Below are 21,140 nucleotides of genomic sequence, written 5' to 3' on the forward strand. Positions count from 1 at the left end.
GTGAGGAACATACTACTGGGCACAGGAGGAACATAATGTGGAGAAAAAGAAACCAATATTAGTAGAGAAAAATGGAAAAAAATGGACGTATAAGTTACCTACAGAAGAATTCTCAAGTTCACCAGAAGAATCAGCTGCTGCCCAAGAAAACCATGAACAGGATAAACTGCCAGTATTAACCGCTTTAAAAAAATCTAAAAAAGGCTTTTCTAATAAACAAAAACAAAAGTCATTTCAGTTAAAGCCCTTATTTATGGCAGTTATATCCGCAGTAATTATCGGGTCGATTCTTGGCTTTACTTTAATTCGGATGTTTGTACAAGTGGATTCTCCATCTTCAACCAACGGTTCAGTCCCAACTGCCGGAGGGGTGAATGGTACTGAACCATCATTGGCGATGTCTGAAGAATCATATCAATTAGAACCATTACATTCTTATATTATACAAGTGGGAATTTTTTCTGAAGAAGCGAACGCTGCTGAATGGCAAAAGAATTATACCGAGTTAGATATCAAAACGATTATTTGGGAAAGAGAAGACCAATATTTTTTATTAGCAGGAGTTGCTCCTACAAAAGAATTGGGTCAATCTATTGCAGAGTCGATAAGTCAACAAGGTAATGTTGATCTATATGTGAAAGAATGGAGTACCACTGAAGGTGAGGCAGATTTAACAAAAGAAGAAGTACAGTGGATAGATTCATTACATTCTTTTTGGCAGACGGAGTTAACAAATCAATTGAATGCGACAGATCCAATCACTAGCGATAAAATTCAACCATTGATAGAGAATGTTCCGAAAGAAACACATGCAATAAATAAATTGGTAGAGACTTTAAATGAGACGAGCGGAGAACCATCTTCTCAGCAACTCTTAAGATTAATGCATGAGTACGAGATGCTACAAAGGTAATATAGAGCTTGTGAGGAAATCTATCTGGTTTCTTCACAAGCTTTTTGACGTGGTTCAAATTGATATGGATTTATATTTTTTATAACTTCGACTAGGTTTCTTTGCAAGTTTCTTTAAGGATAAATACTCTTTATATGTTAGAAAATTTAATGTGAAATACAATTTTTTACATTTGTTGTATTTCCCTCCTACCGATATGCTAAACGAAGAAAGGAGGGAGAGGATGAAAACGTCGGTACTAACTATGAAGAATGTACCAAAAGAAGATCGACCTAGAGAAAGATTACTAAAACATGGAGCATCCCATTTATCGAATCAGGAAATACTATCCATTCTTATCGGAAGTGGGACCAAACAAGATTCAGTGAATGTATTATCCAATCGAATTCTAATGCATTTTGAAGGGATGAAATTATTAAGAGATGCGACTATTGAAGAACTTATAGCAATTAAAGGCATAGGCACAGCAAAAGGACTTATCATTCTTGCTGCCATTGAACTAGGGAAAAGATTGAATGCCTATAAGCCCGATGGCCCTTATGTTATACGATCTCCGGAAGACGGTGCCAGCTATATTATGGAAGAAATGCGTTACTTAAGCCAAGAACATTTTGTAGTCCTATTCCTAAATACCAAAAATCAAATTATTCATTACCAGACAGTTTTTATAGGTAGTTTAAATGCTTCGATAGTTCATCCAAGAGAAGTATTTAAAGAAGCAGTTAAACGTTCTGCAGCATCATTAATTGTAGCCCACAATCACCCGAGCGGTGTGCGCCTGCAAGGTGTCTCTATATAGTGATACTTTGAAGTATCTAGAACCCCTTACAATGTTCTATGGTCAGCATCTTACCTTGATTGGGAAACCAATTAGGGGACAATAGCATGATGTGAAAAGGAGGAAATAGTAAGCGTCTTATATTATTGTCCTTCAGATCAAGTGGTGCATGGTAAAAGCTAAATTGCTTGAACCCAAGATGAAGGGATAGTGGGTGTGTAGCTATTATATTAAATAGTTAGGATATTATGAGTCAAGAATTCACCGCTTTCTAACTCATTGTAAGGATTATCCTCCCATCTTCAAAAAGAAGAAACCATCGAAATGGGTACCTAAACATCACGTAACTATATATTGACATAATGCAGGGATTGCCTAAGTGCCGTATCAGTTGGCATATGGTAACGGAGTCTTCATAGTACTCAATGTTAGCTTGTAATAAGTTTAGCAAGGGGAAGGGAGACAGGTTGAAATACGTCTTGACGATAGGAGTCATGAACATGACGATTCATCCATTTCCTCAATTGGACGTAATACAGAGAGCATCTCAACAGGAAAGGACAATATTCGATTGTTACCGGTTATTGTATAAGAAAGATTTATGGCAAATAGTTATTAAGCGTATAAATCATCTAAGTAACGTACAGAGTCATATTGTAAACAACATGATAGAAGAAATTATTTATGAATTAAGATTAGGAAGGTTTTGGTTTTCGAATTCCCACAAGATAAATGACCCTCTCCATACTAAGAATATATTAGTAATAGAATCAGTAGTCGTTATATTAGAGCATATTTATCATATAAAGAGCTTTGATCAATCACTACCAACAAAAATTAATCCTCCATTTTCTACACTCCAAAAATTAAAAACATGGAATGACATAAACTGGTGCATAAAAATAACTTTTGAGAAAATTACATGTACAGAACAGTTTGTTAAATTTGTAATGGCTATTATGAAAGGTAAGATAAATGATTATAGATTTATTCAACTCGTTTTTCATGCATCGAATCAGCAAAAACATTGGCACTCTTATACCTATCCAAGGAATAAGTTAATGACTATTTTAAAAACTATTTTCTGGGAATCGATTGCTCACAACATACAAGATATCATTGGTGAATTTGAAAATAATGATGTTTCTCATAAAGTTGTTTTTTATAAAGAGGAGTTGCTAGTTGGTATAAATGGGGCAAAACTTCATGCGTCTGTTTTGCTTAACCATATTAATAATGAGCTTAACCAGAATGGTATTCATTCTTTCTGCAATATACAATCAAACCTACGTCATATAAGCGATAAAATCTATTTTCAAAAATTCCAGCTCTTATATAAAAGAAATGATGAGTTAGTTTCTAATAGAAAACAGCAACTTAGATTAATTATTCCTAAGCAACAAATGAACCAGTGGGTATCTCAAAAAGGATATGGTGATTTGCAAAAGTATATACCTTTATCTAGAAAAAGCCTTTTACAATTTTCTGCCCAACGAATCTTAAGGATATACAATGAGGAGCTTATTTCATTTGCTAATCATTATCTCTTTGCTGCGAATTTTAATGATATTGAAAAAATCGTTCATTTAGCAGAAAGCAGCTTTTTAAAAACGATTGCTTTTAAATATAAGACTACATCTAAGCAAATCGCTTTGTCTATGAAACAACAACAAAATGGAAGGATGGGTCTTATATGTATAGATAGGTATGGGAATAGTAATTTTTTCGTATTTATTAAAATGCATCATTTAAAGTTACATCGTAAGAAAGTTCTACTGCTAATCTCTAAAAAGTAACCCAAAGTCTTTCCTGTTGACTTGCTTAATTTCAACTAGCGAGCCGTATACGCTGAAAGGTGTACGTACGGTTCTGAGGGAGGGAAAATAAAACCTTCTAACTTCAATGTAGAAAGGCGTATTTTTCCTACCCTACGACCCTACACCGTCACAAGAAGATATTCATGTGACGAAACGTTTAGTGGACTCTGGTAAATTAATCGGAATTGAAGTGTTAGACCATCTCATCATTGGCGATAAAAAATTCGTATCTCTAAAAGAAAAAGGTTATTTATAAATACTATCTATTTTATAAGTTTTTTCGTATAATTAAATAAGAATTGATAAATTTAGCGCCATCTTTCATTGTTAGAAAGGAAGAGGCGCTTCTTATCATTTATAATGAATAGAGTATAATAGTGATAAAAGCGAGATACATAAAGAAAATAGGGATTGATGGAAAGGGAGATACACTTGGGTATGTTTAATTTTTCACAGGATTTAGGGATTGATTTGGGCACAGCCAATACACTTGTTTTTGTTAAAGGGAAAGGGATTATTGTGCGGGAACCATCTGTAGTAGCAAAAAATCTAGAGACAGGTAATATTGAGGCTGTAGGTCGTAATGCACGAAACATGATTGGAAGGACTCCAGGAAATATTTCTGTTATCCGTCCAATGAAAGATGGAGTAATTGCAGATTATGATACTACCTCTGTAATGATGAATTATTACATGAAAAAAGCAATGAAAAAGCGTTCCTTATTTGCAAAAAAGCCAAATGTTATGGTATGTGTTCCTTCTGGAATTACAATGGTAGAGGAACGTGCTGTAATTGATGCAACCAAACAAGCAGGAGCGAAAGAAGCGTATCCAATAGCGGAGCCATTTGCTGCAGCAATTGGAGCTGGTCTGCCTGTCTGGGAGCCTACTGGAAGTATGATAGTAGATATTGGTGGTGGTACTACTGAAATCGCAGTAATATCACTTGGGGGTATCGTAACAAGTGAATCCATTCGAATTGCCGGGGATGATATGGATGAAGCCATTATCAATTATATTCGTAAACATTATAATCTTATGATTGGAGAACGTTCAGCAGAATCTATTAAAATGGACATTGGATCAGCAAAAGGTGGTAAAAATGCTGAAGAAATGGAGATTAGAGGTAGAGATTTGTTGACTGGACTTCCAAAAACCATTACAGTAACATCCGAAGAAATATCTAAATCATTAGATGATACAGTTGATTCTATTGTCAATGCGGTAAAAACAACATTGGAAAAAACACCTCCAGAATTATCAGCTGATATTATGGATCGTGGAATCGTACTTTCTGGTGGAGGGGCACTATTAAAAAATCTAGATCAAGTAATTAGTGATGAAACAAAGATTCCAGTATTTGTTACGGACGAACCTTTAGAAAGTGTTGCAATAGGAACTGGAAAATCTTTAGAGTATATCAATCAATTTAGAAATAGTCCAAGTGTGTCTGCTCGTCCGTTAAATTAATAAGTAGGTGTGTTAATATGCAATTTTTACGTAGCAAAAAGCTTTTTATTATCCTAATTGGAGTCATTGTTTTAGTAGCTCTAATCGGATATTCCTTAAGAGATAGAGAAAATATGAGTTTTGTTGAGACCATTATCAATGATACTGTGGGTTGGGTGCAAAATACAATTCATGCACCAGTTTCCTTTGTAACGGGTATTATATCTAATATCGATGATATGAAAAATACTTATGAAGAGAATCAAGTTTTAAGAGAGCAAATTGCTCAACAAGATTCTTTATTATATGATGTACAAAAATTAGAAGAAGAGAACGAAGAACTAAGAGAAATAATTGGGATGACTGAAACGGTTAGAGATTATGATCCTATCCACGCGTCTGTTATTTCTCGCTCACCGGAACAATGGATGGATCAAGTGACCATCAACCGTGGATCAGAACATGGGGTAGAAGCAAACATGGTAGTGATTACTGCTGATGGAATGATCGGGAAAGTGTTACAAATATCCAATGTTACAGCGACTGTACAATTACTTACAGGTTTTGATGAATTTAATCGTATATCAGCTACAATAACAAAAGAAGATGATCAAGATGTCTTTGGAATGATTGAAGGGTTTGATAAAGAATCGAATTCTTTATTATTCCGTATTATTGAAGAATCTGAGAAAAATGTAGAAGAAGGAGATGTAGTATATTCTTCTGAGAAGGGTGGAAAATTCCCTGCAGGTTTAAAAATCGGAGAAGTTAAGGAAGTAGTATCTGATCAATATGGACTTACTCGAATTGCTATGGTCGAACCGGCTGCAGACCTTTATGATATCAACAATGTCATTGTGGTAGATCGTGCTATAGAACAACCACAAGAAATGGAAGAAAATGAAGATGGAGATGAGGAGGATGAGTCTTGATTAGGCGCCTTGTATTACCTCTCATTTTATTTATAATAATTGTATTAGAAGGGCTAGCATTAGAGTTACTACCACTACAATTATTATCGGGAGACTATTTCATCGTACCTCATTGGCTATTTATCTTTTTAGTTTATATAGCTGTATTTTTTGACCATAACGATACGTATTATTCCGTATTATATGCATTAATTTTTGGGTTGCTTTTTGATGTTGTGTATACGGGTATTCTCGGAGTGTATATGTTTTCTTATGCGTTAGTAATTTATATTGTTCATGGAATTAAAAAAATGTTGCAAGGTAATTTCTATGTTCTATTATTACTAGCCACGTTTGGTATAGTATTAATAGAATTTGCGATTTATGGAATATTCTCTGTTGTTGGAATGGTAGATATTTCATTAGAAAGTTTTATATTAAATCGATTAGCTCCAACAATCTTATTAAATCTTGTCTTTTTAATTGTTATTTATCCATTCTCATCAAAAAGGCTCGATAAATGGAAAACAGAAATTCCACTTGGAGAACGAATGCGTTAAGTGAGATGTATGATACATATATCATTAATGGAGTGTGAAAATGAGGTGATTAGAGCGTGCAAGATCTAAAACAAATCATTACAATTAAAGGTACCAGAGACGGATTAAGTCTATTTATAGATGAAGATGCTTCATTTGAAGAGATTTTAAAAGAGTTAGAAGAAAAAATTCAGTATAGTAAACCTAAACAAGACGAGCCTGTTGTTTCTGTTAAAGTTAAACTAGGAGATAGATATGTAAGTGAAGATAAAGAAGAGCAGATTCGTCAAATTATTACTACTGACCAGCGATTTCAAGTGATAGGAATCGATTCAAATTTGATTCCTATCAATGATGCTAAGAGATGGATGGACGAAAGTGAAGTTAAAGTAATTAACCGTGTTGTTAGATCCGGGCAGATATTAGAAATTCAAGGAGATTTACTATTAGTTGGCGATGTAAACCCTGGAGGACGAGTTATAGCTAGTGGGAATATTTATATAATGGGTAATCTATTAGGGGTTGCTCATGCAGGTTATCATGGGGATAAAGATGCTTTTATAGCAGCGTCTTACATGAAACCAACACAATTGCGAATTGCTGATTATATAAGTCGGGCACCTGACTATGAATCTGATGGTGTTTATATGGAATGTGGTATTATTGATACAGATCAAGATAAAATCACTATCGATTCCCTAAAGGTTCTTTCAAAAAAACGGAAAGAAATAAGTGGATTTGAGAGGAGAATGAATAATGGGTGAAGCTATCGTAATTACTTCTGGTAAAGGAGGAGTAGGAAAGACAACTACTTCAGCGAATATCGGAACTGCCCTGGCATTAATGGAGAAAAAAGTATGTTTAATAGATACAGATATTGGGCTAAGAAATCTGGATGTTGTTATGGGGTTAGAGAATAGAATAATTTTTGATATTGTTGATGTAATAGAGGGAAGATGTAAATTAAAACAAGCTCTAATTAAAGACAAACGTTTTGATTATCTAACGCTTTTACCAGCAGCGCAGACGAGTGATAAAACTGCTGTTACGATTCATGGTATGAAAGAGATAATAGCGGAATTAAAACAAGAATATGATTATATTATAATTGATTGCCCAGCGGGTATAGAGCAAGGTTTTCAAAATGCGATTGCTGGAGCAGATCGAGCGATAGTAGTAACTACTCCAGAAAAATCCAGTGTTCGTGATGCAGATCGAATTGTAGGTTTGTTAGAAAAAGAAGATATGAAAGATACACCTCGTTTAGTTATTAATCGAATTCGCAATCATATGATGAAAAATGGCGATATGTTAGATATTGATGATATCGTTAATTTACTATCGATTGATTTAATTGGAATCGTTGTAGATGATGATGAGGTAATTAAAGCTTCTAATAATGGAGAACCAATTGCGCTTCATCCAAATTCTAAAGCATCTATTGCTTATCGAAATATTGCTAGAAGAATATTAGGAGAGACAGTGCCACTCCAAGCACTTGATGATGAAAAAGGTATTTTTCAACGTGTAAAAGAGTTTTTTAAAATATAAACTATTGTAAAACACTTCAAAACAGTGGATATGTTTTGAGGTGTTTTTTAATCCATACGGTATTCCTGTTCATACAATGTGATGCTTGTACATATACATGTTATAAATCAATTGAAGGAATGTGAGGCTATGGATAAGGATATTCAAAAGATTAGAAAATCAATTGAACAGCGAAAAAAAGCAAGAGGAATAAAGACAGATCAATCTAAAGGAAAGGAATACCTTCGATCACATGCTCTACCAGACACGGAAGAATCACATGGATATTATCCTGCATTTCCAACAAGTACAGGTCAAAGTAAAACAACTAGCTCTTCTCCAGTAGCAAAATATGCCGTAAAGGCAATATTATCTCTTATGCTTTTTCTTGGAGCAGCAATCATATGGGAATCGGAATCTACTGCTTTGAACAAACCAAAAGCATGGGCAGCTTCTGCATTAACTGATCAATTCCCATTTGCTAAAGTGAATGTTTGGTATAAAGAAGTATTTGGAAGACCTCTGTCTCTTACACCTAGTGTAGTGACTGAAGGGGATAATTCTCAACCAGTGGCTCTACCAGTTACCGGAAATATTTCTGAGTCATTTGAAGCAAATGGAATAGGTATTATGATTGATCCAGGACAATCGACCAATGTAACTGCGATAAATGAGGGGGTCATTGTATTTGCAGGAAATGATACAAATACAGAAAAAACAGTGAAGGTTCAACATGCAGATGGCTCGATATCTCAATATGGAAATTTAAGTTCTGTGGATGTTCATCTATATCAATTTATTCAAGCAAATGAGTTAGTAGGAACTTTTACACCTACTACGGACGAACAATCGGTTTTCTTTTCGATTGAGAAGGATAATCATTATGTAGATCCTGCTCAGGTGATTCAAGTTGATGACAATAATTAAAAGGTGGATACCACCAATTCGTATACATCCAATATTATTAATATTTATAATAGTGTCCTTTTTAACAGGTACTATTATGGAAATGGCGATCATATTTTCTCTTGTTCTTTTGCATGAACTCGGGCATTTCTTTGCCGCTACGTATTATAAATGGAGAATTCCCTTAGTTATTTTGTGGGCATTTGGTGGAGTAATGAAAACCGATGAACATGGTAATAAACCGATTCGAGAAGAATTAGTTGTAACTATTGCTGGCCCTTTTATTCATATTCTTATTTATGTTGGTTTATTTTTTGTGGATGGGTTTCAATTATTACCGGAAGCGTTGATTTCTTCAATTTTCTATTATAACTCGATGATACTGTTCTTTAATTTAATTCCTGTTTGGCCATTAGATGGCGGTAAATTATTATTATTGCTTTGTTCGTATTTATTTCCTTTTAAAGGAGCATACCATTTTACGATTATATCCTCATTTGTTATGATAGCATTTGTTGTTGCTATACAATTCTTGTTCTTACCTTTTACACTGAGTGCATTTTTTGTTTGGGCATTTCTATTTGTAGAAAATTGGAGAGAGTGGAAGCAACGTTTCTATGTGTTTATAAGATTTTTGCTTCACCGATATGAAGGAAAACATGTTGTACGTTCTGTGAAGCCTTTATATGTATCATCTGAAAGTACATATGGAGAGGTATTGTCTTTCTTTCATCGTGAAAAAAAACATCCAATTTATATACAATATCCGGATCAATCAAGAATTTTTATTGATGATAGTGAATGTCTAGAACATTATTTTCAAGAGAATCAAATTAAAGGTAGAATTGGTGATTCTTTTTTGTTTAAGTAATCGGATTTTTGGATGAGTGCTTGACAAACTAGATCAAAACATGGTAACATCAATCTGTTATTCATCGTAGCACCCGTGCTACAACCGCACAGAATAGGTGAATGGGAAAAGCGTAAGTAGCAATCGCTGGTTGTGCTGAACATTTAAAAATCCGCATTGGATTACCTAAATGGCGAGTCTGAGTTGAATGAGGAGGTGCAAGAACATGTACGCAATTATTGAAACTGGTGGTAAGCAAATTAAAGTAGTTGAAGGCCAAGAAATTTATGTAGAGAAAGTTACAGCTGACGTGAATGAATCTGTAACGTTCGACAAAGTACTATTCATTGGTGGGGATGACGTTAAAGTTGGTGCTCCATTAATTGACGGTGCTACTGTAACTGCAAAAGTTGAAAAACACGGTCGTCAAAAGAAAATTGATGTACACAAGTTTAAGCCGAAAAAGAACTATCATCGTAAACAAGGTCATCGTCAACCTTACACGAAGTTAGTAATCGACAAAATTAATGCATAAAGGTTCTGTGGATTATAATGATTAAAGTTACTGTATTCCAAGCAAACAACCAAATAACAGCATTTGAACTTTCTGGACATGCAGATAGTGGCCCATATGGTTATGATCTTGTTTGTGCAGGAGTATCTGCTGTATCATTTGGAGGAGTGAATGCAGTAATTAAATTATGTGACACAGATTTGCATATTGATCAAGGGAAAGACGGAGGCTACTTATATGTAGAGATTCCTAAAGATCTTGATCTAGAGGTAGCTGAACGAGTTCAACTACTATTAGAAGGTATGATAGTATCCCTTCAAACAATTGAAGCGGAATATGGAGATCATATGCAAGTGAATTATAAATAAGGAGGTGCATTTCTATGCTACGTCTTGATTTACAATTTTTCTCTACGAAAAAAGGGCAAGGTAGTTCTAAAAACGGACGTGATTCTGAATCGAAACGTCTAGGTTCTAAGCGTGCGGACGGTCAATTTGTGTCTGGTGGATCTATCCTTTATCGTCAACGTGGAACAAAAATTTACCCAGGTGAAAACGTGGGTCGCGGCGGAGATGACACGCTTTTCTCAAAAATCGACGGTGTTGTTAAATTCGAACGCTATGGTCGTAACCGTAAAAAAGTAAGTGTATATCCAGTTGCTAAAGAAGCATAATTTTATATGCTTAAGATAAAGAACTCCGGTTTATTATAGCTGGAGTTCTTTTTTCTATGTCTTTTAAAAAGTTTTCCTCTTACTTTTAATGAGTCATTCTTTTGCTTTCTCTCTTTTTCTGCTATACTCAGATTTAATGAGGTGAAATCGATGACTGAGGATGTACTGCATATAATTCAACATTATCGCCATGATCTAATGAATCGATTACAACTAGTTTCTGGATATTTGAGTATGGGGAAAGTAGAAAAAGCAGAAGATAAATTAAATGAGGCAATTGCATATTATGAAGAAGAGAGGAAATTAATGCAATTACATGCTCCTTCTTTAATGCTATGGATATTAGAATTCGAACAAAACTACCGTTCTTATTCAATATCTTATTTTATAGAAGTGACTTCCACTACCTCTAATCATCCAATAAATGATCAATGGATAGTAAGTAAATGTAATCAAATAATGCATGTATTACAGAATCATTTAAATTCTGATTGCATGTATGAAGTGGAAATACGAATAATTGATAACATCAAAAGAGACCAATGGGATATTGTTTATGCTATACAAGGCAAAATTCCAAATATGGCAGTTGACGTTTGGCAAAGTAGTTTAGGAAATATACAAATCGAACGATTTAATGACCGGTTGCAATTCGTATTCTCGCTAACTAGAGAATAATGAGGTGAAATAAAATGTTTGTCGATCAAGTAAGTGTATATGTAAAAGCTGGTGATGGTGGTAACGGCCTTGTAGCATATCGTAGAGAGAAATATGTTCCTAAAGGCGGCCCAGCTGGTGGAGATGGCGGAAATGGTTCAAATGTTGTCTTTAAAGTAGATGAAGGTTTAAATACTTTAATGGAGTTTCGTTATAACCGTCATTATAAAGGAAAACGAGGAGAAAATGGTATGAGTAAAACTCAGCATGGGAAAAATGCTGAGCCACTTATAGTCCCTGTACCCCCTGGTACGACAGTTATTGATGAAGATACAGGAGAAGTAATTGCTGACCTTACAAAACACGAACAAGAAGCAGTAATTGTAAAAGGTGGGCGAGGAGGTCGTGGGAACACACGATTTGCAACACCTAGAAATCCTGCACCAGATATGGCTGAGAATGGTGAACCAGGTCAAGAAAGAAATATAAAGGTAGAATTGAAATTAATTGCGGATGTAGGTCTTGTAGGCTTTCCAAGTGTTGGTAAGTCGACTTTACTTTCTGTGGTTAGTGCTGCAAAACCGAAGATTGCTGATTATCATTTTACAACGTTATCACCAAATCTAGGTGTTGTTGATACTCAGGATTCACGGAGTTTTGTTCTGGCTGACTTGCCAGGTTTAATCGAGGGAGCATCACAAGGAGTAGGGTTAGGGCATCAATTTTTAAGACATATAGAACGGACAAGAGTTATCCTACATGTGATTGATATGGCAGGAACTGAAGGTAGAGATCCATATGAAGATTATATAATGATTAATCAAGAACTAAGTGATTATGATGAAAAACTAATGGTTCGTCCACAAATTATTGCAGCGAATAAAATGGATATGCCGAACGCACAAGAGAATCTTATTCATTTCAAAGAAAAATTGGAAGTTGATATACCTATTTATGAAATTTCAGCACTGACGAAAGAGGGATTGAGAGACCTCTTATTTGCGATAGCGGATAAATTAGAAACAATTCCAAAATATGAAAAAGAATTAGAAGAAACAGACGATACAGTCGTGTACAGATTCCAAAAGGAAGAAGATCCTTTCCATATTACGAGAGACCCGGATGGGGCATTTGTATTATATGGACAACGTATTGAGAAATTATTTAAGATGACTGATTTTCAACACGATGAAGCTGTACAGCGCTTTTCTAGACAACTTCGTGGAATGGGTGTAGATAAAGCTTTACGAGAAAGAGGAGCCCAAGATGGGGACGTTGTCAGATTGCTTGAGTATGAATTTGAATTTATTGAGTAATACGATGTGACAGTAGCTGCAAGGGGGAAGTAAAGTGACAAGTATAGGATATTTAGGACCAAAAGGTACATTTACTAAAATGGCAGTAGATTCTGTTTTTAACGGGGAAATGAAAAATGGGTATAGAACGATTCCAGAATGTATCGATGCGGTCGATAAAGGAGAAGTAGATATTGGAGTCGTGCCGATAGAAAATGCGATTGAAGGAACTGTTCAATTGACAATTGACTACCTAATACATCAAGTGCGTTTGCCAGTAGTTGCTGAGATAGTAGTACCGATTCAACAACATTTACTTGTACGCAAAGAAGTGACAAGCACCCTATCAGATATCCATGAGGTATATTCGCATAGTCATGCAATTGCACAATGTCACCAATATTTACATCGCCATTTGCAATCCGCAATGACAAAGCATACGTCTTCGACCGGAAAAGCTGCTGAAATTGTAAGTAACACAGAAAAACCCATTGCTGCAATCGGAAATCGATTAGCAGCAGAAGAATATGGGTTACATATCTTGCAAGAAAATATTCATGATTATCCAAATAATCATACGCGATTTTTAGTTCTTTCAAATCATCCGGAGAAGGTACACATTAAACACAAGAAAGATTCGGAGAAGACGACAATGTTGATTACTTTACCGAACGATCAGTCAGGTGCGCTGCATCAAATATTATCTGCGTTTTCATGGAGAAAGCTAAACCTCTCTAAAATTGAATCACGTCCAACAAAGACAGGGTTAGGTAATTATTTCTTTATAATTGATGTTGATCAACCTTATGATGATATACTATTTCCAGGAGTGAAATCAGAACTGGAGGCACTTGGGTGTCAAGTAACAATTTTAGGTACTTATCCTGTATATCATATGTTGCAATCCTAAAACTAAAGAAAACCATCATTTGGCTATCGATTGAAATCGATAGCCTTTTATTATTGGAATTATAAAGAACTGCTTTTTCCATATATGCAACTTTTTATTTCTAGTGCATATGCTGATATAGAGTATTAGCCCAGCCCAGAAATGAAGGGAAAGGAGTTCGTTCATTTTGAAAATACACATTGTACAAAAGGGAGATACCTTGTGGAAGTTATCCAAAAAGTATGGAGTTGATTTTCAAGAATTAAAAGATGTAAATACACAGTTATCAAACCCAGAAAAAATAATGCCAGGGATGAAAATAAAAATACCAGGTTCAGCGAAGCAAGTTAAAAAAGAAACATCCGTAAAAGAGACGCAACAGACTACAAAAAAGGAAACAAAAAAAGAAACCCAACATCCTTATAAGGATCAATCTCCCACACCTATTGCTGTAGTTAAAGAAGATGAGTATAAGAAAGAAAAGCCAAAAGAAGAAATGCAAACAAAACCTAAGATGCCTGCAATGCCTTCGATGCCAAGTATGCCGATCTTAGAAAAACCGAAAGAACAAGTTAAAAAAGAAAAGCCAAAAGAGAAACCGAAGGAAAAACCTAAAGTAAAGCCAAAGGAAAAACCTAAAGTAAAGCCAAAAGAAAAACCCAAAGAAAAACCAAAAGAAAAACCAAAAGAGAAGCCAAAGGAAAAACCAGTGGAGGATTTCTGTCCACCAGGGGCAATTCAAGTACCTTGTCCACCGATGCCTTGTCCGCCAAATATGGGCCCGGTCTATTTTGTTCCATGTCCACCGCCACCATGTTTTGACCCTTGCTTTGCACCAATGCCTATGATGCATCCGGGTCATGGATTTCATCCAGGAGCAACACATGGTGGAGATTGTGGATGTGGAGGAAAAAATAATTCCGCAATGAATTTTGCTGGATACCAAGGCAATGACAATAATGGAATGTGGCAGGGGAATTTTGGTTCAACAGAAAATTGGATGAATGGACAACAACAAAATAATACAGATGCTTCTATGAATAATGGTCAGGATATGAATTGGATGTTCCCTAATATGAATCAAGGACAAATGGTTCAAGGCTTTGACAGACCGATAAATGAAAATAATTTTATACAATATCCAGGAACACTGCCTTCTGTAAATAGTGGTGAAAATAGAAATGAAAATAAACCTGAGCCAAACCAACAGCATAAGCAAGTAAATGCTCAACCACATCAGGTTCCAACAAATTCTCAACAAACATATCCTGCACAATTTATAGATAGTCAACATCGTTCAGTTTATCCAAAACCACCATTTTACCCTCAATCGCCAAATTCATCCTCGTAAAGAAAAATGAATATAGTAAAACTTTATTTAGTGGCGGGTTTTCGTTCTTCCGCCACTAAATGTTCCAAAACATGGGCATGACCTGAAGATTTTTTGAACAGGACGAACATTTCCAGGCAGTTTATCCACCAATTGACTTTTTTGATAATAACATCGTTTTGAAGGGACAAATTGATTTCCCTCGAAATTACCTATATTTAACTGTGTAAAAGAACCTTCCTTATACAAAATAAGTTTAAGGGAGGTTTTTATGATGAGAATATATAATTCTAATTTGCTCATATCCGTCGTAGTTCTCGGAACAGTATTAATGGGTTGTACGGATGATAATACTGCTAGCGATCTGCAAAATAATAATCGTACAGAATCAGAATCTGTACAACCAATTCACTTTGAAGATCAAGACATGGAAGATTCTAATCAACAATCAATTGGAGAACAAGGTGGTTATATTCAAAGTAGACAATATGGTGTAAATGAAACTCGTGCAAATCATTATACGGATGCTTTCACGAATGAAGAGTCTATTCGATTGACGGAGTCATTGCGAAATCGTGTCGACGTTGTACAAGCACAAGTAGCATCTACGGAAGAACGTATTGTAGTCGGAGTGATATTAAAAGAACATGCAAGTCCAGATACTGGAGATAAACTAGTTAAGCATATTGAAAGACAACTTGAAGATTCGAATAAAGAAATTATTGTTTATACGGATGATGTACAATGGGACCGCATGAAAAACTTGGACTCCAGGCTCCAGGCAGAAGAAATCGGAGAACAAGTGGAGAGCTTATTTGAAGATATATTTCAGTTAAACACAAATGAATGATAGAAGTCTTTATCCCTTTTCCAATTAGGCTTTTTTTGATATAGTAAAAAAAGAGTTTGAAGAGAGGGGAAGATCTTATGGCTGGTCATTCCAAATGGAAAAATATACAAAAACGTAAAAATGCACAAGATGCCAAAAAAGGTAAAGTTTTTATGCGTCATGCTAAAGATATATATCTTGCAGCTAAGCAAGGTGGCGGGGATTTAAATACAAACGCTGCGTTGCGTACAGCTGTTGATAAAGCAAAAGCTGATAATATGCCAAATGACAATATTGATCGTAACATTAAAAAAGCTACAGGTTCACTTGATGGAGCAACCTATGAAGAAATAACTTACGAAGGTTATGGACCAGGTGGAGTCGCAGTAATTGTTAATGTTCTTACTGATAATAAGAACCGTACTGCTGCTGAAGTACGACATGCTTTCAAGAAAAATGGTGGAAACCTTGGGGAAAATGGCAGTGTATCATTTATGTTTGATCGTAAAGGATATATTGTTATTGAAAATGAAGAGGGTACGTTAGACGAAGATACGATTACTATGGATGCTTTAGAAGCAGGTGTGGAAGATGTTGTTCCACAAGAGGGTGCTTTTGAACTCTATACAGAACCGGAAAATTTCCAACAAGTTGTAAAATATCTAGAAGATAATGAATATACCTTAGCTGACTCTGAAGTGACATTATTCCCGCAGAACTACAATCAATTATCTTCAGAAGATGAAGCGAAGATGATGAAGTTAATAGATGCGCTTGAGGAAAGTGAAGACGTTCAAGATATCCATCATAATTTAGAAGAAAGAAATTAGTTAATGGAATGTTTAAGCTTCTATTTCATAATGAAATAGAAGTTTATTCATTCTTTTATGTAATTAAATAGGGGATGAAAATATGATTGCATATATTAAAGGGACGTTGGTTTCCTTAGGGGATGAATCGCTTATCATCGATGTAGGTGGAATTGGTTATGAAATAGTGTGTCCAAATCCTTTTGTTTTTCAAGATTTATTAAATCAGCAAATACATATACAAACCTATCATCATGTGCGAGAGGATGCACAAATTCTGTTTGGATTTCGAAATAAAGATGAAAAATACTTATTTACAAAACTAATATCTGTTTCAGGCATTGGTCCAAAGGGAGCTTTAGCCATTTTAGCAGGAGTGGATATATCAGGATTTATTTCTGCAGTTGAAAATGAGGATGATAAGTTTTTAACTAGTTTTCCTGGTGTTGGTAAAAAGACAGCAAGACAAATTATCCTTGATTTAAAAGGAAAATTAACAAGCGAGCTTTCGATAACAGATGAACAGCAGAAAAATAGTAACATTAATGTCAGTGATAATGAAGTGTTCTCTGAAGCGAAGGAAGCACTAAAAGCATTAGGCTATACGGATAAAGAAATTAAGCAAGTTCTGCCGCATTTGAAAAAAGAAAATGGTGAACTAAGTATAGATGAAGCTATTCGAAAAGCATTGGCATTATTAGCAAAATAGGAAGGGGGGAGAATAAATGGATGATCGAATGATAGACGGAGAACTTCAAGATCAAGATGTAGAGATAGAATTTAGTCTGCGTCCATCCACACTTTCTCAATATATTGGACAAGATAAAGTAAAAGAAAACCTAACTATCTTTATTCAAGCAGCTAAAATGCGTGAAGAACCGTTAGATCATGTGTTATTATATGGTCCGCCAGGTTTAGGGAAAACGACCTTAGCATCCATCATATCTCATGAGATGGGAGTTCAATTTCGTTCTACTTCCGGCCCAGCTATTGAAAGAGCGGGAGACTTAGCAGCAATATTGTCATCCCTTGAGCCAGGAGATGTTCTATTCATTGATGAAGTGCATCGACTCCCTAGATCAGTAGAAGAGGTGCTCTATGCTGCTATGGAGGATTTCTTTATTGACATTGTTATTGGTTCTGGTCCGAGTGCAAGGTCTGTAAGAATTGATTTACCTCCTTTTACGCTAGTAGGAGCTACAACAAGAGCCGGATTATTAAGTGCTCCTTTGCGAGATAGGTTCGGAGTACTTAGCCGCCTCGAGTATTATGAAATAAAGGATTTGTGCAACATTGTAGAGCGTACTGCAGATATATTTAACATGCCGATTGCTTCAGAAGCAGCTATTGAAGTGGCTAGACGATCAAGGGGAACACCACGAATTGCTAATAGGCTCTTAAAACGTGTGAGAGATATTTCTCAAGTAAAAGGAGAAGAGGAAATAAGTCTGGAATCAACAAAAGAAGCATTGCAGATGCTTCAAGTAGACGATGCAGGTTTAGACCATGTTGATCATAAATTGCTTAAAGGAATTATTGAAGGATTTCATGGTGGCCCGGTAGGTTTAGATACAATTGCAGCTACTATTGGCGAGGAATCACAAACAATTGAAGAAGTCTATGAGCCTTTCTTGTTACAACTTGGTTTTATCCAACGAACACCTAGGGGAAGAGTCATTACGTCTAAGGCGTATGACCATTTAGGAATAAAAAGGACTGGTGAAGACTAAACATGGGTAAAATGTTTATTATCATTGGAGTTATTTTTATCATAATTGGTATTCTGTGGACGTTTATTGGCAGATTACCCGGGGATATCACAATAAATAAAGGTAATTTTACATTTCATTTTCCAATTGTAACCTCAATCGTTGTTAGTATCATACTGACATTGATTATGTTTATCATTGGAAGATTTCGTTAAATGAAGGAGATAAACATGCAAATAGAAGATTTTGATTTTGATTTACCAGAAGAATTAATTGCACAAACGCCACTTAAGGATCGTACATCTTCACGTTTATGTGTTCTGGATAAACAGACTAGTGAAATAACCCACCGTCATTTTAAAGATATTACTAGTTATCTTCAAAAGGGAGATTGTTTGGTATTAAATGACACAAAAGTACTACCTGCAAGATTATATGGCGTGAAATTAGACACTGGTGCAAAAATAGAAGTTTTACTATTACACCAAGAAGAAGGAGATACATGGGAAGTACTCGTTAAACCAGCTAAAAAGGTAAAAGTTGGTACAGAAATTGTTTTTGGTAATGGGGAGTTAAAAGCGACATGTATTGACTATAAAGATCACGGTGGACGAATAATGACCTTCTCTTATACAGGTATTTTTTATGAAATTTTAGATCAGTTAGGTGAGATGCCACTACCTCCATACATTAAAGAACAATTGCCTGAACAAGATAGATATCAAACTGTCTATGCGAAAGAGAAAGGTTCTGCAGCTGCGCCAACTGCAGGGTTACATTTTACAGATAAGCTATTAGAAGATATTAAGGCTATGGGTGTCAGTATTGTGTTTATCACACTACATGTAGGACTCGGTACGTTTCGACCAGTTAGTGTTGATTCAGTTGAAGAACACGATATGCATTCAGAGTTTTATTCCATGTCGGAAGCAACAGCAGCAACACTTAATGAAGCAAAGGAAACAGGTCGGAGAATTATCACTGTAGGAACTACCTCTACTCGCACACTAGAAACGATTGCGCGCGACAATAATGGTAAGTTTGTTGCTACTAGAGGGTGGACAGATATCTTTATCTATCCTCCATATGAATTCCGAGCAATTGATGGTTTAATAACAAATTTCCATTTACCTAAATCAACATTAATTATGATGGTAAGTGCGTTAGCTGGTAAAGAAGCAATCCTTCATGCTTACAATGAAGCTGTAGAAGAGAAGTATCGTTTCTTTAGTTTTGGTGACGCTATGTTAATCTTATAAAAAGGAAGAATAAAATGAATCCTATAACGTATGAATTGATTAAGACGGATAAACAAACAGGAGCAAGATTAGGACGAGTTCATACTCCTCATGGTTCCTTTGATACACCAACATTTATGCCTGTAGGGACTTTGGCTACAGTTAAAACGATGAGTCCTGAAGATTTGCAATCCATGGAAGCAAATATTATATTATCGAATACCTACCATCTCTGGTTACGGCCAGGTGAAGATATTATACGTGAAGCAGGTGGACTGCATAAATTTATGAATTGGGATGGTGCAATACTGACCGATTCAGGTGGTTTTCAAGTATTTAGTCTGAGTGATATGCGTGAAATAAAAGAAGAGGGAGTCCATTTCCGTAATCACTTAAACGGTGAGAAACTTTTCTTATCTCCTGAAAAGGCAATGGATATTCAAAATGCTCTTGGATCTGATATTATGATGGCTTTCGATGAATGTCCTCCATATCCAGCAGAATACGAGTATATGAAATCTTCGGTAGAAAGAACCTCACGCTGGGCGGAAAGATGTCTACAGGCACATACACGTCCCAATGACCAAGGTTTGTTTGGAATTGTCCAAGGTGGCGAATATGAAGCATTACGAAAGCAAAGTGCAGAAGATCTTGTTTCATTAGATTTTCCTGGCTATGCCATTGGTGGACTTTCTGTTGGGGAGCCAAAACATGTAATGAATAAAGTATTAGAATTTACAACACCGCTTCTCCCATCGAATAAACCTCGTTACTTAATGGGGGTTGGTTCGCCAGATGCACTTATAGACGGAGCTATTCGTGGGGTTGATATGTTTGACTGTGTATTACCAACTAGAATTGCACGTAATGGTACATGCATGACGTCAAATGGACGATTAGTAGTTAGAAATGCTAAATATGCGCGAGATTTTAGTCCGATAGATGAGAATTGTAGTTGTCATGTTTGTAAAAATTATACAAGAGCGTACATCAGACATCTCATAAAATGTAATGAAACACTCGGGTTCAGACTTACGACTTATCATAACTTGCATTTTCTGTTAAAATTAATGGAGCAAGTCCGAACTGCTATAAAAGAAGATCGACTTGGTGATTTCAAAGAGTCATTCTTTGAACAATATGGATTAAACAAAACTAATCCAAAGAACTTTTAGAAAGGAGTTGAGGTAGATGGAGGCTATTATGCCATTTATGTGGATTATAATAATGTTTGCGATTTTTTATTTCCTACTTATTCGTCCACAACAAAAACGTCAAAAGCAAGTAAAACAAATGCAGGATAATTTAGAAAAAGGTAATGATATCATTACTATTGGTGGATTGCACGCTAAAATCCATGCATTAGATGAAGGTACGATTGTTTTAATTACACAAGAAGGTACGAAGTTAACTTACGATCGTAATGCTATTCGTGAAGTTAAACAAGACTAATTTCACTTAGCCCATATATACATATGATGTAGTTATGGGAAGATAAAAGAAG

Annotated in this window: 25 protein-coding genes, 1 pseudogene and 1 other annotated feature; all 26 genes and pseudogenes read left to right on the forward strand. The window is 35.5% G+C overall.

All coding sequences use genetic code 11. The features are described from left to right. The first annotated feature begins 37 nt into the window (after positions 1-37). The 26 genes and pseudogenes from ABC346_RS12055 to yajC all read left to right on the forward strand — a co-directional run bounded on the left by ABC346_RS12055 (position 38) and on the right by yajC (position 21,088). Positions 38-913: a hypothetical protein gene (locus tag ABC346_RS12055; protein ID WP_413235075.1), complete on the forward strand. Its 876-nt coding sequence runs from the start codon at positions 38-40 to the stop codon at positions 911-913. 223 nt (positions 914-1,136) lie between these two features. Continuing rightward, positions 1,137-1,712, forward strand: coding sequence for a RadC family protein (gene radC / locus ABC346_RS12060; RefSeq protein ID WP_413235076.1), 576 nt, complete (start codon positions 1,137-1,139; stop codon positions 1,710-1,712). Positions 1,713-2,191: 479 nt separating this feature from the next. Continuing rightward, positions 2,192-3,487, forward strand: coding sequence for a hypothetical protein (locus ABC346_RS12065; protein WP_413235077.1), 1,296 nt, complete (start codon positions 2,192-2,194; stop codon positions 3,485-3,487). 136 nt (positions 3,488-3,623) lie between these two features. Next, a pseudogene (locus ABC346_RS12070) lies at positions 3,624-3,764 on the forward strand (JAB domain-containing protein); the annotation flags it as partial. 182 nt (positions 3,765-3,946) lie between these two features. Then, a complete protein-coding gene (locus tag ABC346_RS12075; RefSeq protein WP_413235078.1) occupies positions 3,947-4,978 on the forward strand; it encodes a rod shape-determining protein in 1,032 nt (343 codons plus the stop codon). A gap of 17 nt (positions 4,979-4,995) precedes the next feature. Then, entirely contained in the window at positions 4,996-5,889 is an 894-nt protein-coding gene (mreC, locus tag ABC346_RS12080) for a rod shape-determining protein MreC (RefSeq protein ID WP_413235079.1), read from the forward strand. Further along, a complete protein-coding gene (gene mreD, locus ABC346_RS12085; protein ID WP_413235080.1) occupies positions 5,886-6,428 on the forward strand; it encodes a rod shape-determining protein MreD in 543 nt (180 codons plus the stop codon). Before mreC ends, mreD begins: the two co-directional genes overlap by 4 nt. A 56-nt stretch (positions 6,429-6,484) precedes the next feature. Further along, positions 6,485-7,171, forward strand: coding sequence for a septum site-determining protein MinC (gene minC / locus ABC346_RS12090; RefSeq protein ID WP_413235081.1), 687 nt, complete (start codon positions 6,485-6,487; stop codon positions 7,169-7,171). Then, a complete protein-coding gene (gene minD / locus ABC346_RS12095) occupies positions 7,164-7,958 on the forward strand; it encodes a septum site-determining protein MinD (protein ID WP_413235082.1) in 795 nt (264 codons plus the stop codon). Before minC ends, minD begins: the two co-directional genes overlap by 8 nt. A 129-nt stretch (positions 7,959-8,087) precedes the next feature. Next, positions 8,088-8,864: a peptidoglycan DD-metalloendopeptidase family protein gene (locus tag ABC346_RS12100; protein ID WP_413235083.1), complete on the forward strand. Its 777-nt coding sequence runs from the start codon at positions 8,088-8,090 to the stop codon at positions 8,862-8,864. After that, positions 8,851-9,714: a site-2 protease family protein gene (locus tag ABC346_RS12105; protein WP_413235084.1), complete on the forward strand. Its 864-nt coding sequence runs from the start codon at positions 8,851-8,853 to the stop codon at positions 9,712-9,714. The genes ABC346_RS12100 and ABC346_RS12105 overlap by 14 nt, the downstream gene beginning before the upstream one ends. A gap of 72 nt (positions 9,715-9,786) precedes the next feature. Continuing rightward, positions 9,787-9,904 (forward strand) — a sequence feature (ribosomal protein L21 leader region). Positions 9,905-9,919: 15 nt separating this feature from the next. After that, positions 9,920-10,228 (forward strand): 50S ribosomal protein L21, encoded by a 309-nt coding sequence (gene rplU, locus ABC346_RS12110; protein WP_011066441.1) that lies wholly within the window; start codon positions 9,920-9,922, stop codon positions 10,226-10,228. A gap of 17 nt (positions 10,229-10,245) precedes the next feature. Then, positions 10,246-10,575 carry a ribosomal-processing cysteine protease Prp gene (locus ABC346_RS12115; RefSeq protein ID WP_413235085.1) on the forward strand — a complete coding sequence of 110 codons (330 nt, stop codon included), beginning with the start codon at positions 10,246-10,248 and terminating at the stop codon, positions 10,573-10,575. A gap of 14 nt (positions 10,576-10,589) precedes the next feature. Next, complete coding sequence (gene rpmA / locus ABC346_RS12120; RefSeq protein WP_011066439.1) at positions 10,590-10,880, forward strand: 50S ribosomal protein L27; 291 nt, start codon at positions 10,590-10,592, stop codon at positions 10,878-10,880. Between the two features lie 150 nt (positions 10,881-11,030). Then, entirely contained in the window at positions 11,031-11,558 is a 528-nt protein-coding gene (locus ABC346_RS12125) for a Spo0B domain-containing protein (protein ID WP_413235086.1), read from the forward strand. Positions 11,559-11,572: 14 nt separating this feature from the next. After that, positions 11,573-12,853 carry a GTPase ObgE gene (gene obgE / locus ABC346_RS12130; protein ID WP_413235087.1) on the forward strand — a complete coding sequence of 427 codons (1,281 nt, stop codon included), beginning with the start codon at positions 11,573-11,575 and terminating at the stop codon, positions 12,851-12,853. Between the two features lie 34 nt (positions 12,854-12,887). Beyond that, positions 12,888-13,742, forward strand: coding sequence for a prephenate dehydratase (pheA, locus tag ABC346_RS12135; RefSeq protein ID WP_413235088.1), 855 nt, complete (start codon positions 12,888-12,890; stop codon positions 13,740-13,742). 166 nt (positions 13,743-13,908) lie between these two features. Then, complete coding sequence (safA, locus tag ABC346_RS12140; protein WP_413235089.1) at positions 13,909-15,072, forward strand: SafA/ExsA family spore coat assembly protein; 1,164 nt, start codon at positions 13,909-13,911, stop codon at positions 15,070-15,072. Between the two features lie 253 nt (positions 15,073-15,325). Next, entirely contained in the window at positions 15,326-15,901 is a 576-nt protein-coding gene (locus tag ABC346_RS12145; protein ID WP_413235090.1) for a YhcN/YlaJ family sporulation lipoprotein, read from the forward strand. A 77-nt stretch (positions 15,902-15,978) separates the two neighbouring features. After that, complete coding sequence (locus ABC346_RS12150) at positions 15,979-16,710, forward strand: YebC/PmpR family DNA-binding transcriptional regulator (RefSeq protein ID WP_413235091.1); 732 nt, start codon at positions 15,979-15,981, stop codon at positions 16,708-16,710. A gap of 82 nt (positions 16,711-16,792) precedes the next feature. Continuing rightward, a complete protein-coding gene (ruvA, locus tag ABC346_RS12155) occupies positions 16,793-17,398 on the forward strand; it encodes a Holliday junction branch migration protein RuvA (protein WP_413235092.1) in 606 nt (201 codons plus the stop codon). Between the two features lie 16 nt (positions 17,399-17,414). Beyond that, positions 17,415-18,419: a Holliday junction branch migration DNA helicase RuvB gene (gene ruvB, locus ABC346_RS12160; RefSeq protein WP_413235093.1), complete on the forward strand. Its 1,005-nt coding sequence runs from the start codon at positions 17,415-17,417 to the stop codon at positions 18,417-18,419. Positions 18,420-18,421: 2 nt separating this feature from the next. Further along, positions 18,422-18,613, forward strand: coding sequence for a DUF2905 domain-containing protein (locus tag ABC346_RS12165; protein ID WP_413235094.1), 192 nt, complete (start codon positions 18,422-18,424; stop codon positions 18,611-18,613). 15 nt (positions 18,614-18,628) lie between these two features. Beyond that, on the forward strand, positions 18,629-19,657 hold the full coding sequence (gene queA / locus ABC346_RS12170; RefSeq protein ID WP_413235095.1) for a tRNA preQ1(34) S-adenosylmethionine ribosyltransferase-isomerase QueA: 1,029 nt from the start codon (positions 18,629-18,631) through the stop codon (positions 19,655-19,657). Between the two features lie 14 nt (positions 19,658-19,671). Then, positions 19,672-20,811 (forward strand): tRNA guanosine(34) transglycosylase Tgt, encoded by a 1,140-nt coding sequence (gene tgt / locus ABC346_RS12175; protein WP_413235096.1) that lies wholly within the window; start codon positions 19,672-19,674, stop codon positions 20,809-20,811. 16 nt (positions 20,812-20,827) lie between these two features. Beyond that, on the forward strand, positions 20,828-21,088 hold the full coding sequence (gene yajC, locus ABC346_RS12180; RefSeq protein ID WP_413235097.1) for a preprotein translocase subunit YajC: 261 nt from the start codon (positions 20,828-20,830) through the stop codon (positions 21,086-21,088). Positions 21,089-21,140 lie beyond the last annotated feature (52 nt).

Origin of the sequence: Oceanobacillus phoenicis, assembly GCF_047238145.1 — a bacterium.
In the GTDB taxonomy this organism is placed as follows: Bacteria; Bacillota; Bacilli; order Bacillales; family Amphibacillaceae; genus Oceanobacillus.